The 16,816-nt window shown below is 73.9% G+C and carries 15 protein-coding genes and 1 pseudogene; 11 read left to right on the top strand and 5 right to left on the bottom strand.

Annotated elements, in window-relative coordinates; translation table 11 throughout:
* On the bottom strand, positions 1-1,392 hold the full coding sequence (locus tag AB0937_RS27460; RefSeq protein ID WP_366715078.1) for an amino acid permease: 1,392 nt from the start codon (positions 1,390-1,392) through the stop codon (positions 1-3).
* Between the two features lie 130 nt (positions 1,393-1,522).
* Between AB0937_RS27460 and mmuM the strand changes: the two genes are divergently transcribed.
* Positions 1,523-2,434, top strand: a complete 912-nt coding sequence (mmuM, locus tag AB0937_RS27455) for a homocysteine S-methyltransferase (RefSeq protein ID WP_366715076.1) — start codon at positions 1,523-1,525, stop codon at positions 2,432-2,434.
* A gap of 363 nt (positions 2,435-2,797) precedes the next feature.
* Here mmuM and AB0937_RS27450 read toward each other — a convergent pair whose 3' ends face one another.
* Complete coding sequence (locus tag AB0937_RS27450; protein ID WP_366715074.1) at positions 2,798-4,414, bottom strand: carboxylesterase family protein; 1,617 nt, start codon at positions 4,412-4,414, stop codon at positions 2,798-2,800.
* 27 nt (positions 4,415-4,441) lie between these two features.
* Here AB0937_RS27450 and AB0937_RS27445 point away from each other — a divergent pair, with 27 nt between their 5' ends.
* The 5 genes from AB0937_RS27445 (at position 4,442) to AB0937_RS27425 (ending at position 7,819) form a co-directional block, all read left to right on the top strand.
* Complete coding sequence (locus AB0937_RS27445; RefSeq protein ID WP_366715072.1) at positions 4,442-5,044, top strand: hypothetical protein; 603 nt, start codon at positions 4,442-4,444, stop codon at positions 5,042-5,044.
* A complete protein-coding gene (locus tag AB0937_RS27440) occupies positions 5,041-5,277 on the top strand; it encodes a hypothetical protein (RefSeq protein WP_366715070.1) in 237 nt (78 codons plus the stop codon). The genes AB0937_RS27445 and AB0937_RS27440 overlap by 4 nt, the downstream gene beginning before the upstream one ends.
* 187 nt (positions 5,278-5,464) lie before the next feature.
* Positions 5,465-6,508, top strand: coding sequence for a substrate-binding domain-containing protein (locus AB0937_RS27435; protein WP_366715068.1), 1,044 nt, complete (start codon positions 5,465-5,467; stop codon positions 6,506-6,508).
* A 149-nt stretch (positions 6,509-6,657) separates the two neighbouring features.
* Positions 6,658-7,083, top strand: a complete 426-nt coding sequence (locus AB0937_RS27430) for a Rid family hydrolase (RefSeq protein WP_366715066.1) — start codon at positions 6,658-6,660, stop codon at positions 7,081-7,083.
* A gap of 316 nt (positions 7,084-7,399) precedes the next feature.
* Entirely contained in the window at positions 7,400-7,819 is a 420-nt protein-coding gene (locus tag AB0937_RS27425) for a helix-turn-helix transcriptional regulator (protein WP_366715064.1), read from the top strand.
* A gap of 36 nt (positions 7,820-7,855) precedes the next feature.
* Here AB0937_RS27425 and AB0937_RS27420 read toward each other — a convergent pair whose 3' ends face one another.
* Positions 7,856-8,395, bottom strand: coding sequence for a peptidoglycan-binding protein (locus AB0937_RS27420; RefSeq protein ID WP_366715062.1), 540 nt, complete (start codon positions 8,393-8,395; stop codon positions 7,856-7,858).
* Positions 8,396-8,725: 330 nt separating this feature from the next.
* On the opposite strand from AB0937_RS27420, the gene AB0937_RS27415 reads away from it, so the two are divergent.
* Positions 8,726-9,124 carry a VOC family protein gene (locus AB0937_RS27415; protein ID WP_366715060.1) on the top strand — a complete coding sequence of 133 codons (399 nt, stop codon included), beginning with the start codon at positions 8,726-8,728 and terminating at the stop codon, positions 9,122-9,124.
* Here the strand turns inward: AB0937_RS27415 and AB0937_RS27410 are convergent.
* Positions 9,110-9,793, bottom strand: a complete 684-nt coding sequence (locus AB0937_RS27410) for a helix-turn-helix domain-containing protein (RefSeq protein WP_366715058.1) — start codon at positions 9,791-9,793, stop codon at positions 9,110-9,112. The two genes, AB0937_RS27415 and AB0937_RS27410, sit on opposite strands and share 15 nt — an antisense overlap.
* Before the next feature lie 211 nt (positions 9,794-10,004).
* On the opposite strand from AB0937_RS27410, the pseudogene AB0937_RS27405 reads away from it, so the two are divergent.
* A pseudogene (locus tag AB0937_RS27405) lies at positions 10,005-10,525 on the top strand (NmrA family transcriptional regulator); the annotation flags it as partial.
* Positions 10,526-10,544: 19 nt separating this feature from the next.
* Here the strand turns inward: AB0937_RS27405 and AB0937_RS27400 are convergent.
* A complete protein-coding gene (locus AB0937_RS27400) occupies positions 10,545-11,723 on the bottom strand; it encodes a YihY/virulence factor BrkB family protein (RefSeq protein ID WP_366715057.1) in 1,179 nt (392 codons plus the stop codon).
* Positions 11,724-11,833: 110 nt separating this feature from the next.
* Here AB0937_RS27400 and AB0937_RS27395 point away from each other — a divergent pair, with 110 nt between their 5' ends.
* From AB0937_RS27395 to AB0937_RS27385, 3 genes are all read left to right on the top strand, one after another.
* Positions 11,834-13,468, top strand: coding sequence for an acyl-CoA dehydrogenase family protein (locus AB0937_RS27395; RefSeq protein WP_366715055.1), 1,635 nt, complete (start codon positions 11,834-11,836; stop codon positions 13,466-13,468).
* Between the two features lie 286 nt (positions 13,469-13,754).
* On the top strand, positions 13,755-15,032 hold the full coding sequence (locus tag AB0937_RS27390) for a GAF domain-containing protein (RefSeq protein ID WP_366715053.1): 1,278 nt from the start codon (positions 13,755-13,757) through the stop codon (positions 15,030-15,032).
* A 428-nt stretch (positions 15,033-15,460) separates the two neighbouring features.
* Positions 15,461-16,771 carry a hypothetical protein gene (locus AB0937_RS27385; RefSeq protein ID WP_366715051.1) on the top strand — a complete coding sequence of 437 codons (1,311 nt, stop codon included), beginning with the start codon at positions 15,461-15,463 and terminating at the stop codon, positions 16,769-16,771.
* The last annotated feature ends 45 nt before the right edge of the window (positions 16,772-16,816 follow it).

Below are 16,816 nucleotides of genomic sequence, written 5' to 3'. Positions count from 1 at the left end.
CTATGCCTCCGCCACGGCCCTGTCCTTGCGTCCCCGCAGCCACACGTACACCGGGATGCCCGCGAAGAGGAACAGCACGCCCTGGTAGACGGCCGCGTACCCGGCGCCGGCGATCAGCCAGAACGAGAAGCCGAAGGAGAGGACGGCGACGGCCAGGTCACGGGCCAGACCGGCCGGGCGGACCCTGTCGTGGGTGCCGCGGGCCAGCCAGTACAGCTGGGCCGCCGCCGACAGCAGGTAGGGCACACAACCGGTGAAGGTGGTGATCAGGACGAGGACGCGGAACGTGGTGTCCGGTCCTGCCGTGTAGTTGAGGGCGATGAGGATGCTGCCGAGGACCGCGCAGGCCCACACCCCGAAACCGGGGACGCCGCCCTTGCCGAGACGGGCGAAGGGCGCCGGGAAGAGACCGTCACGGGCGGCGGCGTACGGCATCTGCGCGGCCATGAGGATCCAGCCGTTGAGGCAGCCGGTGATCGAGGCGACGGCGACCAGGGCGATGGCCGTGCCGCCCCATGAACTGCCGGTGGCGGCGTTGACGGCGTCGGCGAACGGCGCGCCCGAGTCGACGAGCCGGTCGTGCGGGACCAGTCCGAAGACGGCGATCGTGCCGAGGATGTAGACGAGGGCGGAGGCCAGTGTGCCGAGGACGCTCGCCCGGCCCACCGTGCGCTCGGGGTCACGGACCTCGCCCGCACTGACCGCGGCGGACTCGACTCCGAGGAAGCTGTAGAGCAGCAGTGCCGCGGAGGCGGCCAGCGCGCCGGAGACGCTCTGGCCGGAGGCGTTGAACGGGCCGAAGTTGTCCGCGTCGACGAAGAAGAGACCGACCGTGGCGAGCAGGAGCAGCGGGACGAACTTCAGGACGGTGGAGACGACCTGCACCGCGCCGACCCAGCGCGTGCCCGCGAAGTTCGCCGCGGCCGGCAGCCAGAGGGCGGCCAGGGCGACGGCGGCCTGGAGGGCGTGGTTGCCGTGCAGGGGTATGAGGACGTCGACATAGCCGACTACCGCGACGGCCAGGGCGGCGATGCTGACCCAGCACATCGTCCAGTACGACCAGGCCGACAGGAACCCGGCGAACTCGCCGAAGGCGTCCCGCGGGTAGACGTACAGGCCGCCGGTGACGGGGCTGCGCCGCGCCAGCCTGCCGAAGAGCAGCGCGAGCAGGACCGCGCCGACCGAGAGCACGAGGAACGCGAGCAGGCTGATCGTGCCGTACGGGGCGACGGTGGCGGGCAGGGCGAAGATGCCGCCGCCGATGATGTTGCCCATGACGAGGGCCGTGGCGGCGGCGAGGCCGAAGGTGCGGCGGGGAGCGGATGCCGGGGCGGTTCCGGTCGTGGCCCGGTCGGCGGGTTCCGCGGCCTCGGTGGGGCTGGGGACGGTCATGAGGGTTCCTGTACAAGCGGAGGGGGAGGGTCCTGATCGTAAACCGCAATCCCACATGCTGGTCGGCCCGTTCATCTGATGGACACAATCGGCTGGGGTCCGCCGCGGGATGTCGGCTACCGTCGTCGGCATGACCAGCACCCTCCCCCTCGCAGAAGCCCTCGCCGCGGGGACGGTCGTCCTCGACGGCGGCATGTCCAACCAGCTCGAGTCGGCCGGGCACGACCTGAGCGACGAGCTGTGGTCGGCGCGGTTGCTCGCCGAACAGCCGGAGGCGGTGACCGAGGCGCACCTCGCCTACTTCCGGGCCGGGGCGGACGTGGCGATCACGTCCAGCTACCAGGCGACGTTCGAGGGGTTCGCCAAGCGCGGGATCGGCCATGACCGGGCTGCCGAACTCATGTCCCTGAGCGTGGAGTCGGCCCGGGAGGCGGCCCGGCGGGCGCGTGTCCCGCGCCCCCTGTGGGTGGCCGCGTCCGCGGGTCCCTACGGGGCGATGCTCGCGGACGGCTCGGAGTACCGGGGGCGTTACGGGCTGAGCGTGGACGAGCTGGAGCGTTTCCACCGGCCGCGCCTGGAGGTGCTGGCCGCGGCCCGGCCCGACGTCCTCGCGCTGGAGACGGTCCCGGACGCCGACGAGGCCAGGGCCCTGCTGCGGGCGGTGCGCGGGCTCGGAGTGCCGGCCTGGCTGACGTACTCCGTCGCCGGGGGCCGCACACGTGCCGGACAGCCGCTGGAGGAGGCCTTCGCCCTGGCCGCCGAGGCGGACGAGGTGATCGCGGTCGGGGTGAACTGCTGCGCGCCGCAGGACGTGGACGCCGCGGCCGCGACGGCGGCGCGGGTCACCGGCAAGCCCGTCGTCGTGTACCCCAACAGCGGTGAGGTCTGGGACGCCCGGGCGCGTGCCTGGACCGGCCGTTCCACCTTTTCATCCGGCCAGGTGAAGGGCTGGCAGCAGGCGGGCGCCCGGCTGATCGGCGGTTGCTGCCGGGTGGGGCCGGACGGCATCGCGGGCATCACGCAGGCGCTGGGGGCGGCGTAGGGCCCGCCGTTCGGATCACGCCGCAGACGCTTGAGGCGGCACGCACATCCGCCGTGTCATCGCCGGTCGCAGACGTCCCGGGCCCTCGACGATACGGGCGGTCCACGAGCTGGACCACGTGGCCGGCGCCCGGGCGAAGGCCGTCGCCGGCACCGGCACGCCCCCCTCGCCTTCGTCCTGGAGGACATCACCGGCCGCCCTTCGCGCACATGTCGGCGGCACGGCGGACACCTGCTGCTGGGGACGCATGTGGTGGTACGGGACTCGGTGGGCCCGCCCCGGTCCGGCTGAGGCACGGCGCGCCGGACGTGACTGCGGGCCCCTGCCGTCAGGGTGCCGGGAGCACGCCCGGCCACCAGTGCGTCACTGCCGGCGGAGCGCGCCGGAGCGGCGGAGTCGGCGTACGGCCGATCGAAGTTCCGCGCTGCGCGTGGGTGAGGCGTCGGCCGCGACCGGTTCGAGTGCGGTGTCCGGGGGTGCGGCGGCGTCGGTCTTCCAGAAGGCGAGTTCACGGTCCCGGGGCCCGTACGCCGTATAGGCCACCTCGTCCTCGGCGTCCGGTGCCCGGTCGCCGAAGACGCGCACCGGGTGGGCCCCGTCCCAGCGCTCCCAGCCGGGGTCGCCGTCCGTGGCGAAGCGGACCCACGCGCCGTGCATCGCGTCGGCCAGTTCCTGCGGGGCGCCCTCACCGGCCAGTTTCCGTGACTCGGGGACGTCCCCGGTGTCGAAGACGAAGCCGAGTTCCAGTGCGTGGCAGGCGCCGAGGCCGGGCAGGTTGGAGGGCCAGGCGAACTCGTAGACGTACGAGGGTTCCGTGCGGGCGTCGGCCAGGTGGTGCAGCGGGATGCGGAGCAGGCGGTCGGTGACGAGCTGGCCGACGGTCTCCGCCGTACCGGCCTCGGGGTGCAGGGTGCGGTAACCGCGCGGGACCTCGGCGCCGCAGTGGCAGCGGGCCATGGCGGCGGCGAGGGCGACGGCGCCGAGGCGGTCGACGCGTTCCAGGAGTCCGCCCGGCACCAGCCACAGCCGGTATTCGTCGCGGGTCCAGCCCAGCAGCAGCTCGACGCCGGGGGCCGCGCCGCCGTCGGTGAGGGCCTCCAGGGGGTCGCGCGGGACGACGTCGCCGTCGATGACGAGACCGAAGGCGGGGCCGCCGACCACCGGGCTGCTCAGCCTGCCCACCTCGGCCTGGGTGCGCAGCAGCAGATCGCGGTCTACGGCGGCGAAGGCCTCGGCGGTGGCGGGGATCTTCAGCCGGGACGCCATGCGGCGGACCATCCGCCGCACCTTGGCCCGTTCGGACGCCTCGGGCGGCCCGCTCTGCAGGACGGCCCGCCGGACCAGCCCCTGGGTCTGCGGGGCGGCGATGAGGGCGCCGATGCTGATCGCCCCGGCGGACTGGCCGAAGAGGGTGATGCGGCCGGGGTCGCCGCCGAAGGCCTCGATGGCCTCGTGCACCCAGGTCAGGGCGGCTATCTGGTCGCGCAGGCCGGGGTTCGGCGGTGTGTCCGGGAACAGGCCGTAGCCCTCGACACCCAGCCGGTAGTTGATGGATACACAGACGACGCCGTCGCGGGCGAAGGTATGTCCGTCGTACACGGGCACCGCTGAGGAACCCCTGGTCAGGGCGCCGCCGTGCAACCAGACAAGGACGGGCAGGCGGGCTCGCGGGTCGGGCTGCGGGGTCCAGACGTTGAGGTTGAGGCAGTCGTCCCCGGGCACGACCGGGTCGGACAGGTAGTGGGCGAAGGCGTCGGAGTACGGCGGTTTCGGCGGGGTGGGACCGAACGCACCGGCGTCACGGACACCGTCCCAGGGCGGCAGGGGTACGGGCGGCCGGAAGCGGCGGGGGCCGAAAGGAGGGGCGGCGTAGGGGATGCCGCGGAAGACCGCGACGCCTCGTTCGTACCGGCCCCGCAAGGCGCCGTAGGGCGTGCGCACCACGGGGTCCGCCTGCGGTTCCACCTGGTCTGCCGTCATACGTCCACCAGCCTCCTCACCGCGCTCGTGCACCGTGAAGATCAGAGCAACTCATTCTGTCCCGGTATTCCGGTGCACGGACGGGTGGGAGGGCCGTTCGGGCTACTTGGTGTACATCAGCGTGCCGAAGCCGGAGCTGGCCGAACCCGTCGCTGGTGGTGCCGTAGTCACCTCGGCCGGCCGCGAGGGCGGCCGAGGCCGACGTGCCGAGGTCGACGTGCCGACGCCGCCGCACCGCAGCAGGGCCTGTCCCGGCCGTGGAGCGCCCTGTGCGAACCGCCGGACCCGTCCTGGGCGGACACGACGGCGCGCCCCGGGTGGATCCGGCCGCGCGGGCGGCACGGGCCGGAGTCCCGGTGGGCGGCCTCCCTGCTGGCCCAGCGTGTCACCGAGCACCACGCGGAGGCCGAAGACACCGTCGAGGCACGGCCCGGTCCCCTGCACGCAGGCGGCCGGGCCGATGCTCTGGCACCCCGAGGCGTATCTCGCCCTGGACCAGACGTGGGCGGAGCGGGAGGGCGAACCGCGGCGCGGACAGCAGTGGGAGGCGCCGGGGGCGGCCGTACGGTGCTCAGCCCGTCGCGCGGCGAGGACGACGCGCGGCAGGTCGCCGTCGTGGACGTACCGTGACGCTGGGGGTGACGGTCGAGGAGGCCGACGCCTGTTCCTGGTACGTCCGTGGCGGGGTGCGCACGACGGTCGGGCCGGAGTCGGACTTCGGCCGGCTGTCCGACGACCACGGTTCCCGGCTGCGGTTCACCGGGGCGATGGCGGCGACGGCGGCGATCCACGCCCGGGACCTCGTCGACGCGGAGTTCACGGCGGACTTCACCGGGTCTCGGCTGACCCGCGCACCCGGCTGAGGGAGCCGTTCGCGGTTTCGAAAGTTTTGACCCGCGGGAGACGGTGCATTCGCTTTCCCTTCCCGCCGCCCTGCACCCCACCTAGAGTAGGAAGCGCTTTCTGCCCGGCCGGATCCCGTGACCGCCGTGTGCAGCGCTGGTCGAAACTTTCCACGGCCCTCGGGCGGGCCGGAGAGGTGGGTTCCCGATGGTCCGTACGGCGAGTGCGAACATGGCGGCTGGTCCGACACTGGCGGTCGTGGCGCGCGAGGCGGGGGTGTCGGTGCCGACTGCTTCGAAGGTGGTCAACGGCCGCGAGGACGTGGCACCCGCGACCCGCCGCCGCGTGACCGAGGCGCTCGACCGGCTCGGGTACGTGCGCAGACCCCGCTTCGACGCGGCGAAGGCACCCCGGCTGGTCGATCTGGTCGTGCACTCGCTGGAGAGTTCCTGGTCCGGTGCGGTCCTGCACGGTGTGGAGGAGGCGGCGCACGACGCGGGTCTGGAGGTCGTGGTGTCGGCGGCGCTGGTCCGCTCGCGGCTCGGCCGACCGGAGCGCGGCTGGCTCGACAAACTGGTCGCCCGGGGTTCCTCCGGGGTCCTGTTCAACCTGGCCGAGCTCAGCGACTCGCAGTACGCGTGGCTGGAGCAGCACCGCATCCCCTTCGTGATGATCGATCCGGTGCAGGAACCGCCGGAGGGCGTGGTCTCGGTGGGGGCGGCGAACTGGCAGGGCGGCCTGACGGCCACGGAGCACCTGCTGTCCCTCGGTCACGAGCGGGTCGCCGTCATCGCCGGCCCCCGCCGGACGATGTGCAGCAGCGCGCGGGTCGCCGGGTACCGCTCGGCCCTCGCGTCCGCCGGGGTCCGGCACCGCCCCGAGTATGTGCGGCACGCCGGTTTCGACGAGAGCGTGGCCCACCGCCGCATGCTGGAGCTCCTCGACCTGTCCGAGCCGCCCACCGCTGTCTTCGTCTGCTCGGACCGAATGGCACTCGGTGTCTACGAGGCCCTGGCCGAAAGGGGGTTGAGGGTCCCGGACGACATCAGTGTGGTCGGCTTCGACGACCTGCCCGAGGCGCGCTGGGCCTCCCCCGGCCTGACCACCGTGCGCCAGCCGCTGTCCGAGATGGCAGCGACGGCGCTGCGGTCGCTGCTGCGCCTGATGGACGGCCATCACCCGGAGAGCACACGGACGGAGTTGTCGACACGGCTGGTGGAACGGGCGAGTACGGCGGCGCCGCGCGCGTGAGAGGCGCGAGTTTTCATCAAGAGTGCTCTGTGCGCAGGGAGTTGCTCAAGGCGCGGTGAGGAATGCGCTCGCAGGTACGGGAGTTGGCGGGAGTGCCAGGGCCGCCGCCGCTGTGGGGGCGGCCGAACTCCGCGAAAGGACCACCGGTCATGACGCGCGACTCGCGCACGATCACCAACCCGGCCACACTCCACGACCCCACGCCCTTCGGCTACAGCCACGCCGTGTCGGCACCCGGGGAAACCGTCTTCATCGGTGGCCAGTACGCCTCGGACGCCACCGGTGCGCCGGTGGCGGGCGACTTCGCCGCACAGGTGGAACTGGCCTTCGACCGGCTGCGCTCCGCGCTGGCGGGGGTCGGTCTCGGCTACGAACACGTCGTACGGCTGGGCACATTCATCGTGGACCACGACCTGGGCAAGCTGGAGACCCTGGGCAAGGCCCTGCACGCCCGCTTCGGTGAGCGGCTCCCGGCGCAGACGCTGAGCGGGGTCGCCTCGCTGGCGCTGCCGGGGATGCTGTTCGAGGTCGACGCGGTCGCGGTACGACCCGCCGGGGCCGACGGGGCGGCCTGACGGGCACGTCTCCGCCCGTCAGGGACACCGCCCCGCCCTGACGGACGCTTCCTCTGAGGGACACGCCGCCTCACTCTGACGGACACGCCGCCTCACCCTGACGGACACGCCCCCGCGGGCCACGCCGGGACGTCTCCCCGCGGGGCGCGCGGACCACCGGTCGGCGGTCGTGCGGGAGTTCGCCGCACACCCCTTGTGCGCGTCGCGCGCCCGCCATTGGGGGGAACTGGCCGGGACGGCCCGGCGTCGAACGATGCGGTGGAGAGGGGCCGGTGTCCGGGGGGCGGGGCGCTCGGCGAGCAGTGGGGGGACGACCATGACGCGCTGGCGGCCGCTTCCGGACGCACTGCCGAGGGAGGCACGAAACCTGGTCGAGCAGCTGCGGGCCCTGAAGGACCGCACCGGGTGGAGCCTCGCCGAACTGGCCCGGCGGACCGCGTACAGCAAGTCGTCGTGGCAGCGGTACCTCAGCGGGGCCAAGCAGCCACCGCGCGGAGCGGTGCAGGCGCTGTGCCGGGTGGCGGAGGCGGAGCAGGCGCGGCTGCTGGCGCTGTGGGACCTGGCCGACCGGACGTGGCCGCACGGGGCGGTGGCCGGGCCGGCGGAGCCGGCGGCGGACAAGCCGCCGGCCGGTGCCGACTACCGGCGCTGGCGGGCGGCGGCTCTGGTGTCGTTCGCCGTCATCGCCGTGCTGCTGGCCGGCCTGTTGTGGGTGCTGCCGGTGGGGAGCGGGTGACCGTCACGGCCGGCCGCTCCCCGGCGGCGGTGTCGCTCAGCCCAGCGTGCGGTAGTGGGCGTACTTCCAGGAGCCGACGTTCCTCAGCTTCACCTGGTACTTGCCGCCCACGCGCTTGAAGTTGACGTTCCGCACGAGGCCCTTGTACTGGACGATGTTGCCCGGCTGGCTCTGCAGCCGGGTCTGGGCGAAGTCCCAGCTCTCGCTGACCACGACTCCGTCGGTCTCGGGCAGACCGTGCCGGCTCTGCCACCACTGCGTGGCGGATTCGGTCTCCGGTCCGAAGGAGCCGTCGATCTGGCTCTTCCGGAACGGCTGCCACTCGCCCTCGTCGTCCTCCCACTGGGCGCCGTCCGCCCACAGCACGGTCTCCCACAGGGCGATGGCGTTGCCCCTGGCGTAGGCGTCGACGCCGAGGTTCTCCTCGTCCTCCCAGTCGTTGGCGACGGCACCCTTGCCGTCGATGCCGAAGTAGGCGGGCGCGGCGCTCGCCGCCGGCGCCAGGGCGATGCCGGTCCCCCCGGCGCCCAGCATCACGGCCGTCATCAGCGCCACGGCCCGATTGCGCATGCTCATGCGGTTGTCCTTTCCGAACCGCCGTCCCCCGGCGGGTTTCCCCTGGGGCGGCTCGTCTCGTCTGGCACGGCACAGCCTCGGGGCCCGCGGCACCCACGGCGAGCCCTTCCGGCGTCCCCGGACCGCCCTGGGACGGTCCACGCCCGAGGCGGCGGGCGTCCCGGCCCGGGAACGGGTCACCGGGGGCCTGCTCGGGTCGGAGGGTCGCCCGGGCCGGGGGCCGAACTCCGTCACCGGGCGTCCGGCATCGGACCTGCGGCCTCGGGCCCAAGGCGCGCGGCGTCCGTTTTCTTCAAGACCGGGCCTCGTGGGCCTCCCTACGGTGGCTCCATGACTGCACGATTCGATGCCATCGGCCTGGTCGTCTCCGACATGGCCGCCTCCGTCGCGTTCTACCGCCGCCTCGGACTCGTCTTCCCGGACGGCGCCGAGGACCAGCCGCACACCGAGGCCGCACTGCCCGGCGGGCTGCGGCTGATGTTCGACACCGAGGAGACGGTCCGTTCCTTCCTGCCCGGGTGGCGGCCGCCCACGGACGGGGGCCGGGCCTCGCTCGCCCTGCGCTGCGACGGACCGGAGGAGGTGGACGCGCTGTACGAACGGCTGGTCGGCGCCGGCCACCACGGTGAGCTCAAGCCGTGGGACGCCTTCTGGGGGCAGCGGTACGCCGTCGTGCACGACCCGGACGGCAACGGGGTGGACCTGTTCGCCCCGCTAGCCGGCGAGTAGCCGACCCAGCGACAGCCCCGCCAGCTCCCTCACGTCACGGGCCAGATGAGCCTGGTCGGCGTAACCGGCCCGGGCGGCCGTCTCCGCGAACGGCACACCGGCCCGGGCCAGTGCGAGGGCCCGGTGCAGCCGCAGGATGCGGGCCAGGGTCTTGGGACCGTAGCCGAACGCGGACAGGGAGCGGCGGTGCAACTGGCGGGAGTTGATACCGAGTCCGTCGGCGATCGCGGCCACGGGGCGGCCCGCGTCGAGGGCGGCGACGACCTGCCGGAGCAGCGGGTCCGGGGGTTCGGCACCGGCCGCTCGCCGCAGCGCCAGCTCCTCCAGGCCGCTCGCCGGATCGGCGGCGGCGTTCACACCGCCGGCCAGACGCCGCACCCGCGCGGCCGGCCACAGGTCGGCGAGCTCGACGCGCCGGTCGCGCAGCTCGTGCGCCGGTACGCCGAGGAGCGCCGGGGCCGTGCCCGGCGGGAAGCGGACTCCGGCCCAGGGACCTGTCCCGCCGTCCGGGAGGTGGGCGCGGGTGTCGGGCCCGGCGACCATCAGCCGTCCGTCGTGCCAGAGCAGATCCATGCACCCGTCGGGCAGCACCCGGACCACCCCGTCCCCGGACGGGGTGTTGGTCCACGCCACCGCCCCGGGCAGCCGCGACGCCCGCTCCACGTACACGTGGGCCAGGCTACGCCGGAGCGGTGGGCCGAGTCCGGGGGCCGGGCGCGGGGGCGCAGACGCGGAGGCCGGGAGCGCGGGCCGGGCGCGGAGGCGCAGACGCGGGGGCAAGGCCGGACGCGGAGGCGCAGACGCGGAGGCCGGGTGCGGACGCGCGAGCCGGGTGCGGACGCGCGAGCCGGGTGCGGACGCGCGAGCCGGGTGCGGACGCGCGGACGCGGCCTGCCTCGCCCTGCCCTCGGACGTCGGCGCGCCGGGCGCCGCGGAGGCGGTCGGCGCGCTCGGGCTCGGGGTGCGGTCGCTGGTGCCGCTGTCGGCGCGGAGCGAGGACCAGGCCCTGCCCACCGAGGAGGCGCTCCACGCTTCGGGGGCGGACTGGACGGTCGTACGGGCCGCGTGGTGCGCGCAGCACTTCAGCGAGGGGCCGCCGGTGGCGGAACTGCGGGAACGCGGGGGAGCCGGTGTTCCCGGCCGGCGGGGTGCCCGAGCCGTTCCCTCGACGTGCGGGACATCGCCGACGTGGTGGTTGGCCGCGCTGACGTCCAGCGACCGGTACACGGGGCTGAGCCTGACGCTCTCCGGGGCGCGCCTGCTGACCTTCGGGGAGGCCGTCGCGGAGATCGCGGCGACGGGGCGCCCGCCGACGTACCGGGCCGTCTCGACGCGTGACCACGGAGAGGCGCCGGCGGTTTCGGCGTGCCGCCGGACGAGGTGGCGGGCCTGACGGAGATCTGCTGAGAGCGGCATTCGGTCACTTCTCCTCGGGCGGCTGCCCCTCCCCGTTGACCTGCGTGCTCTTCACGTGGCTGTTCTTCACGTGGCTCTTCACATGGGTGCTCTTCACATGGGTGCGCAGCCGGGCCGAGACGTCCTCGGGGGGCAGGAAGCGGGACCAGCGTTCCGGGAACTCGGAGGGCATGTCCGGGTCGCCTTCGCCCGTGGCCGTGGCGCGGGCGACGTACTCGGCGACCTGGGCCTGCCGCAGCCGCTCGTTGGCCTCGCGGGCCGCGGCCGTCGCGGCGGCCGGCCAGACCCGGTCGATGGCGGCGTTGACCGCGGCCCCGACGAGCACGGCGAACGCGGACACACCGATCCACAGCAGCACGGCGACGGGCGCGGCGAGGGAACCGTAGATCGTGGGGCCCTCGACGGTGCTGGTCAGATAGATCCGCAGCAGGAAACTGCCGAGCACCCACATGCCGAGGGCGACCAGCGCGCCGGGGACGTCCTCGATCCACGGGGAGCGGACCGGGACGGACACGTGGTAGAGCGTCGTCAGGAAGGCGATCGACAGGAGGATCACCGTGGGCCAGTAGAGGACCTGCACGAGAGTCGTCGACCACGGCACGATCCGCACTACCGCGTCCGGTCCCGCCACCATCAGCGGCAGCGCGACCGAGCCGATCAGCAGCGCCACGATGAACAGCAGGAAGGCCATCAGCCGGGTCTTGACGATGCCCCGGACGCCGTCGAGGCCGTACATCACGGTGATGGTGTCGATGAAGACGTTCACCGCGCGGGAGCCGGACCACAGGGCGAACAGGAAGCCGATGGAGATGACGTCGGGCCGGCCGCCTTTCATCACGTCGTGCAGGATCGGCTGGGCGATCTCCCGGACGCCCTGGTCGGACAGGACCGTGCGGGAGGCCTCCAGGAGGTTGGTCTGGAGGCTCTGGATGGTGTCGGCGCCGGTCCAGGCGTCGACGTAGCCGAGCAGTCCGATCATGCTCAGCAGCAGCGGAGGCACCGACAGCAGAGTGAAGAACGCGGCCTCGGCCGCCAGCCCCAGGATGCGGTACTCGACGCAGGAATTGACGGTGTCCTTGACCAGCAGCCAGGCGGTCCTGCGCTTGGAGACGTTCCGGTAGAGGGCCCGCGCCCGGTGGAGGCGCCCGGACGGCGTGTCGGGGGATTCACTTGCTGGCTGCACCCCCTAACGGTATCCGCCGGGGCCGGGCCCACTCACCCACAGGCCGGGTCTTCGCCGGCCGTGCCGGGTTCGCTGGTGACCAGGGTGCTACCGCGGGGTACGTTCGCAGCATGGCAGGCAGCACCCACACCGTGACGAACCAGGTCCCGCCGCTGGTCGGCTATGACGTCTTCTCCGCAGACCGGGCCCTGGCCGCCGCGGTCGACCGGCATCTCGATCCGGACCTGCGCGAGGAGGTCCTCGGCGAGCTGACGGCACTCGGCCGGACCTCGGGCTCGGCCCAGGTGCAGGAGTGGGGACGGCTGGCCAACGAGAACCCACCGCGGCTGCTCACGCACGACCGGTACGGCAACCGTGTCGACGAGGTCGAGTTCCACCCCTCCTGGCATCGGCTGCTCGGCAAGGGCGTCTCGGCCGGGCTGACGGCCGCGTGGGACCGGCCGGCCGGGCATCTGCGGCGGGCCGCCGCCTTCCTGGTGTGGACGCAGGTCGAGGCGGGCAACGGCTGCCCGCTGTCGATGACGCACGCGGCGGTGCCCGCCCTGCGTACCGACCCGGACCTGGCGGCCGAGTGGGAGCCCCGGCTGACGTCCGTGGTCTACGACCGTGAGCCGCGGCCCGCGCACCTCAAGGCCGGGGCGCTGTTCGGGATGGCCATGACGGAGAAGCAGGGCGGCAGCGACGTCCGGGCGAACACCACGGCGGCGCGGCCCCTCGCCGAGGCCGGGACGTACGAGCTGACCGGGCACAAGTGGTTCTGCTCGGCACCCATGTCCGACGGCTTCCTGGTGCTGGCGCAGGCTCCGGGCGGACTGACCTGTTTCCTGGTGCCGCGGGTGCTGCGGGACGGCACGCGCAACGTGTTCCGGATCCAGCGCCTCAAGGACAAGCTGGGCAACCGGTCGAACGCCTCCGCAGAGGTCGAGTTCGACGGGACGTGGGGGCGCCGGGTCGGCGAGGAGGGGCGCGGGGTGCGCACCATCATCGACATGGTCGCGGCGACCCGGCTCGACTGCGTGCTCGGCTCGGCCGGGCTGATGCGGCAGGCCGTGGCGCAGGCGGTGCACCACTGCACGTACCGGGAGGCGTTCGGCGGGAAGCTCGCCGACAAGCCGCTGATGCGCAACGTGCTGGCCGATCTGGCACTGGAGTCGGAGGCGGCGACGACGCTGGCGCTGCGCCTGGCGGCGGCCTGCGACGACGGCGGCGAACAGGAGCGGGCGCTGCTGCGGATCGCGGTGCCGGCCGCCAAGTACTGGGTGACCAAGCGGTGCCCGCCCGTCGCCGTGGAGGCGGCGGAGTGCCTCGGCGGCAACGGCTACGTCGAGGAGTCCCAGATGCCGCGGCTGGTGCGCGAGTCGCCGCTCAACTCGATCTGGGAGGGCGCGGGCAACGTCCAGGCGCTGGACGTGCTGCGGGCGCTGCAGCGGGAGCCGGGGGCGCTGGACGCCTATCTGCGGGAGGTCGGGCAGGCGCGCGGCGCCGATCACCGCCTGGACGGGGCCATCAAGAGCCTGCTGACCGAACTCGCCGATCTGGAGGGTGTGGAGGGGCGGGCGCGGCGGCTGGCGGAGCGGCTCGCGCTGGTCCTCCAGGGGTCGCTGCTGGTGCGTTTCGCGCCACCGCAGGTCGCCGACGCGTTCTGCGCGGGGCGGCTCGGCGGCGACGGGGGCGCGGCGTTCGGGACGCTGCCGCACACGCTGGATCTGGCATCGGTGGTGGAGCGGGCCCGGCCGGTGTCCTGATCCGGCGGCCGGTGCGCGTGCGCGCGGCTTCGGCGTGTGCTCGGCGTGCCGAGGAGCGGGGGTGGTGCTGCGCCGACACGGCACCACCCCCGCCGTACTGGCCCGTTCGAGCCGCTGAACGCCGCTCGGGACGGCGCGGATCAAGTTTCGGACACGGCCGGTCCGTCCACCAGGGTTGCAGGGGGTTGCAAGTTGCTGTCGGCTGTGTGCGGACTGTGCGCGCCCTCCCGGGGCAGGCGGCACTATGAGACGGACAGTCAGAAGCGACTCCGGGGGGCGCACGCGCATGGACGTCACGCACTTGGCAGCCGTCGACAGCACACGGGCGGCCCGGGTCCTCAGCGAGGTCCGCGCCGCGCGGCTGTCCGGGCGGCCGGCCCCGGTGTCACCGCGTCCGGTCATCGAGCGGTCCTGGGAGCGGATGCTGCGCAGCGGCATCGACCCGGACCACGACGTGCGGGTGGACCCGCTGTCCCGTGAGGAGGTGCAGCGGCGGCGCGAGACGTCGGTATTGCGCCATGTGCTGCCGGTGCTGCGGGAGGGCCTGCTGGCGGCGGCGGACGTCGCCCACCACATCATGGTGGTGGCCGACGAGGAGGGCCGGGTGCTGTGGCGCGAGGGCAGCCCGCCGGTGCTGCGCAAGGCGGACGGGCTCGGCTTCGAACTGGGTGCGGACTGGCGTGAGGACGTCGTCGGCACGAACGGCGTGGGCACCCCGGCGGTGGTGCGCCGGCCCGTGCAGGTCTTCGCCTCCGAGCACTTCGTGCGTTCCCAGGCCGGCTGGACCTGTGCGGGCGCTCCCCTGACGGATCCGCGGGACGGCCGGCTGCTGGGCGTGGTGGACGTGAGCGGACCGCTGGAGACGATGCATCCGGCCACGCTCGCCTGGGTCGGTTCGGTGGCCAAACTGGCCGAGGCCCGGCTGCGGGAGATGCACGTGGAGTCGCTGGAGCGGCTGCGCGCGGTGGCGGCGCCGGTGCTGGCCCGGCTGGGCGGCCGTGCCCTGGTCGTCGACCCGGACGGCTGGACGGCGGCGGTCAGCGGGATGCCGTACGTGCGGCGCGTGGCCCTGCCGAAGTCGCTGTCTGCGGGCCCGGGGCGGCTGCCGGCGCTCGGGCCGTGCACGCTGGAGCCGCTGGCCGGGGGCTGGCTGGTGCGGGCGGCCGCCGACGAGCCGGTGCCGCACGGCCCGGCCAGGATCGTGCTGGACCTCAGGCCGGCGCGGCGCTGGTCGGTGGAGGTGCACGGCGGGGCGGGCTCCTGGACCCGGGAACTGAGTCCGCGGCACGCGGAGTTGCTGTACCTCCTCGCCCTCCACCGCTCCGGCCGCAGCGCCTCGGGCCTGGCCGCGGACGTGTTCGGGGATCCGGCCCGCACGGTGACGGTGCGTGCCGAGATGTCGCGGGTACGGCGGTATCTGGGGGCGTTACTGGAGCACCGGCCGTACCGGTTCGCCGAGGAGGCCGAGGTCGAGGTGCTCCTCCCGGACGATCCCCGGGACCTGCTGCCGCACTCGACCGCGCCCGCGGTGAGCAGACAGCGCACAGCCGCACCGACGTCCTGACGTCCTGACGTCACCGCGCGTACCGCACAGCCGCACCGACCTCCTGACGTCACCGCGCGTACCGCACAGCCGCACCGACCTCCTGACGTCACCGCGCGTACCGCACAGCCGCACCGACCTCCTGACGTCACCGTGCGTACCGCACAGCCGCACAGCCGCACAGCCGCACAGCCGCACAGCCGCACAGCCGCACAGCCGCACCGACACCCTGACGTCACCGTGCGTACCGCACAAGCCACACCGACACCCTGAGGTTCACTGCGCGTGCCGTGCAAGCCGCCCCGAGGGGTGCATCTTTCGCATATTTGCGGGGTCTTCGTCCGCGGCACCCCTCACCTGCCGTAGCATCCCCCCTACGGACCACCCCACCTGCTCCTCCGTCAACGTGCGGATCAACAGGCGCAGTTGGTCCGCCTCGGGAGGACGTTATGAAGCATCGCGGCAGACACCGGCGGCGCAGGCAGGGCAGGGCGCTGCGCGCGACCCTGGCCGGGACGGCCCTCGCGCTCACCGCCGCCGCCACCCTGATCAGCGCCTCGCAGGCCACCGTCGCCGACGCCCCCGGGGCTCTCAAGCCGGTCGCCGCGTCCGACGGGTCAGGGCAGCCGGCCCTGGCCGAGCACCCGGTGCCCGGGCGGTGGCTGGACCGGCTCGCGTCGAAGATGGGCCGGCCGGTCGGCGTCGGCGCGGTACTGGAGCGCGCCGATCTCCCGCTGCGGGACGCGGCCGGCTGCCCGGCCGCCGAGAAGCACAGCCTGCCGGTGGAACCGGCGGCCTCGCGCGCGTACTGCTTCAGCGGCTCCGACACCCGGGGCTGGCGCGCCGGCGCGGTCACGACCTCGGGCGACGCGGACGACGACGGCCGCTGGGGCGGCAACCGCGTGATCCTCTCCGGCTGGACCCGGGGCGCCGAGGGCGGCTCCCTGGACGGCCCTGCCCCCGGGCAGGGCCTGGCCAAGGTCGCCTTCGTCGACGCGAACGACCCCGGCGCGCTGCGCTACACCTGGGCGCTGCTGGCCGTCCCGGTGGACGGCGGGCGGGACTTCCGGGGGCTGGTCTCCCCGCTGTCGGGCATGGTCTGGTACCAGGACAAGCTGCTGGTGACGACCCGCGAGGGCGGCCGGGACGCGCTGTACGTGTACGACCTGGACCGCATCCAGCGCGCCACCGTCGACTCCGAAGCGGTCGGCCGGGTTCGGGGCGGCTGGGCAGCGCACGGCTACCGGTTCGTACTGCCGGCCGTCGGTGCGTACACCCTGCCCGACAGGGACGGCGGCTCCCGTCCGGCCACCGTCTCCCTGGACCGCAGCACCTCCCCCGACAGTCTGGTCGCGAGCGCGTGGGCACCCGCGGACGGCGACCGGCGCACCCGGTTGTGGCGCTACGCGCTGAGCCGGGACCCGGGCCGCTCCGGCCTGCTCGCCACCGACTCCTCGGGGCGGGCGGCCCCGGTGGAGGCGTACGAGACGAAGACTTCCGAGGTGCGGGGCGTGCTGGCGTACCGGTCGGGCTGGTACCTGGACCGGGCGGCGGGTACCGAGGGCGGGCACGGGACGTTGTGGCGCCAGGACACCGAGGGCGCGCGGGCGGCGGAGTGCGGCTCGGACGAGACGCGGCAGTGCTGGAGCGGCGGGTCGGGTTCCCTGTCCTACTGGGAGGAGACCGGCGAGATCTGGTCCCAGTCGGGGCGGATGCTGTTCGCGCTGCCGCTGGCGTCGGTCGACCGGGCGGTGCGCTGACCGGCGCCGTCCACAGTGCGGGCCGCCGATCGACAGACGAGTAGG

It is taken from the genome of Streptomyces sp. NPDC047880 (assembly GCF_040706515.1).
In the GTDB taxonomy this organism is placed as follows: Bacteria; Actinomycetota; Actinomycetes; order Streptomycetales; family Streptomycetaceae; genus Streptomyces.
This window is presented reverse-complemented; position numbering and strand designations above follow the sequence as displayed.

Bases quoted from the DNA above. Each gene is read 5' to 3' on its own strand.
- AB0937_RS27460 (WP_366715078.1), bottom strand. From the start codon at position 1,392: ATGACCGTCCCCAGCCCCACCGAGGCCGCGGAACCCGCCGACCGGGCC.
- AB0937_RS27420 (WP_366715062.1), bottom strand. From the start codon at position 8,395: ATGAGCATGCGCAATCGGGCCGTGGCGCTGATGACGGCCGTGATGCTG.
- AB0937_RS27395 (WP_366715055.1), top strand. From the start codon at position 11,834: ATGGCAGGCAGCACCCACACCGTGACGAACCAGGTCCCGCCGCTGGTC.
- AB0937_RS27385 (WP_366715051.1), top strand. From the start codon at position 15,461: ATGAAGCATCGCGGCAGACACCGGCGGCGCAGGCAGGGCAGGGCGCTG.
- AB0937_RS27390 (WP_366715053.1), top strand. From the start codon at position 13,755: ATGGACGTCACGCACTTGGCAGCCGTCGACAGCACACGGGCGGCCCGG.
- AB0937_RS27430 (WP_366715066.1), top strand. From the start codon at position 6,658: ATGACGCGCGACTCGCGCACGATCACCAACCCGGCCACACTCCACGAC.
- AB0937_RS27425 (WP_366715064.1), top strand. From the start codon at position 7,400: ATGACGCGCTGGCGGCCGCTTCCGGACGCACTGCCGAGGGAGGCACGA.
- mmuM (WP_366715076.1), top strand. From the start codon at position 1,523: ATGACCAGCACCCTCCCCCTCGCAGAAGCCCTCGCCGCGGGGACGGTC.
- AB0937_RS27450 (WP_366715074.1), bottom strand. From the start codon at position 4,414: ATGACGGCAGACCAGGTGGAACCGCAGGCGGACCCCGTGGTGCGCACG.
- AB0937_RS27415 (WP_366715060.1), top strand. From the start codon at position 8,726: ATGACTGCACGATTCGATGCCATCGGCCTGGTCGTCTCCGACATGGCC.
- AB0937_RS27435 (WP_366715068.1), top strand. From the start codon at position 5,465: ATGGTCCGTACGGCGAGTGCGAACATGGCGGCTGGTCCGACACTGGCG.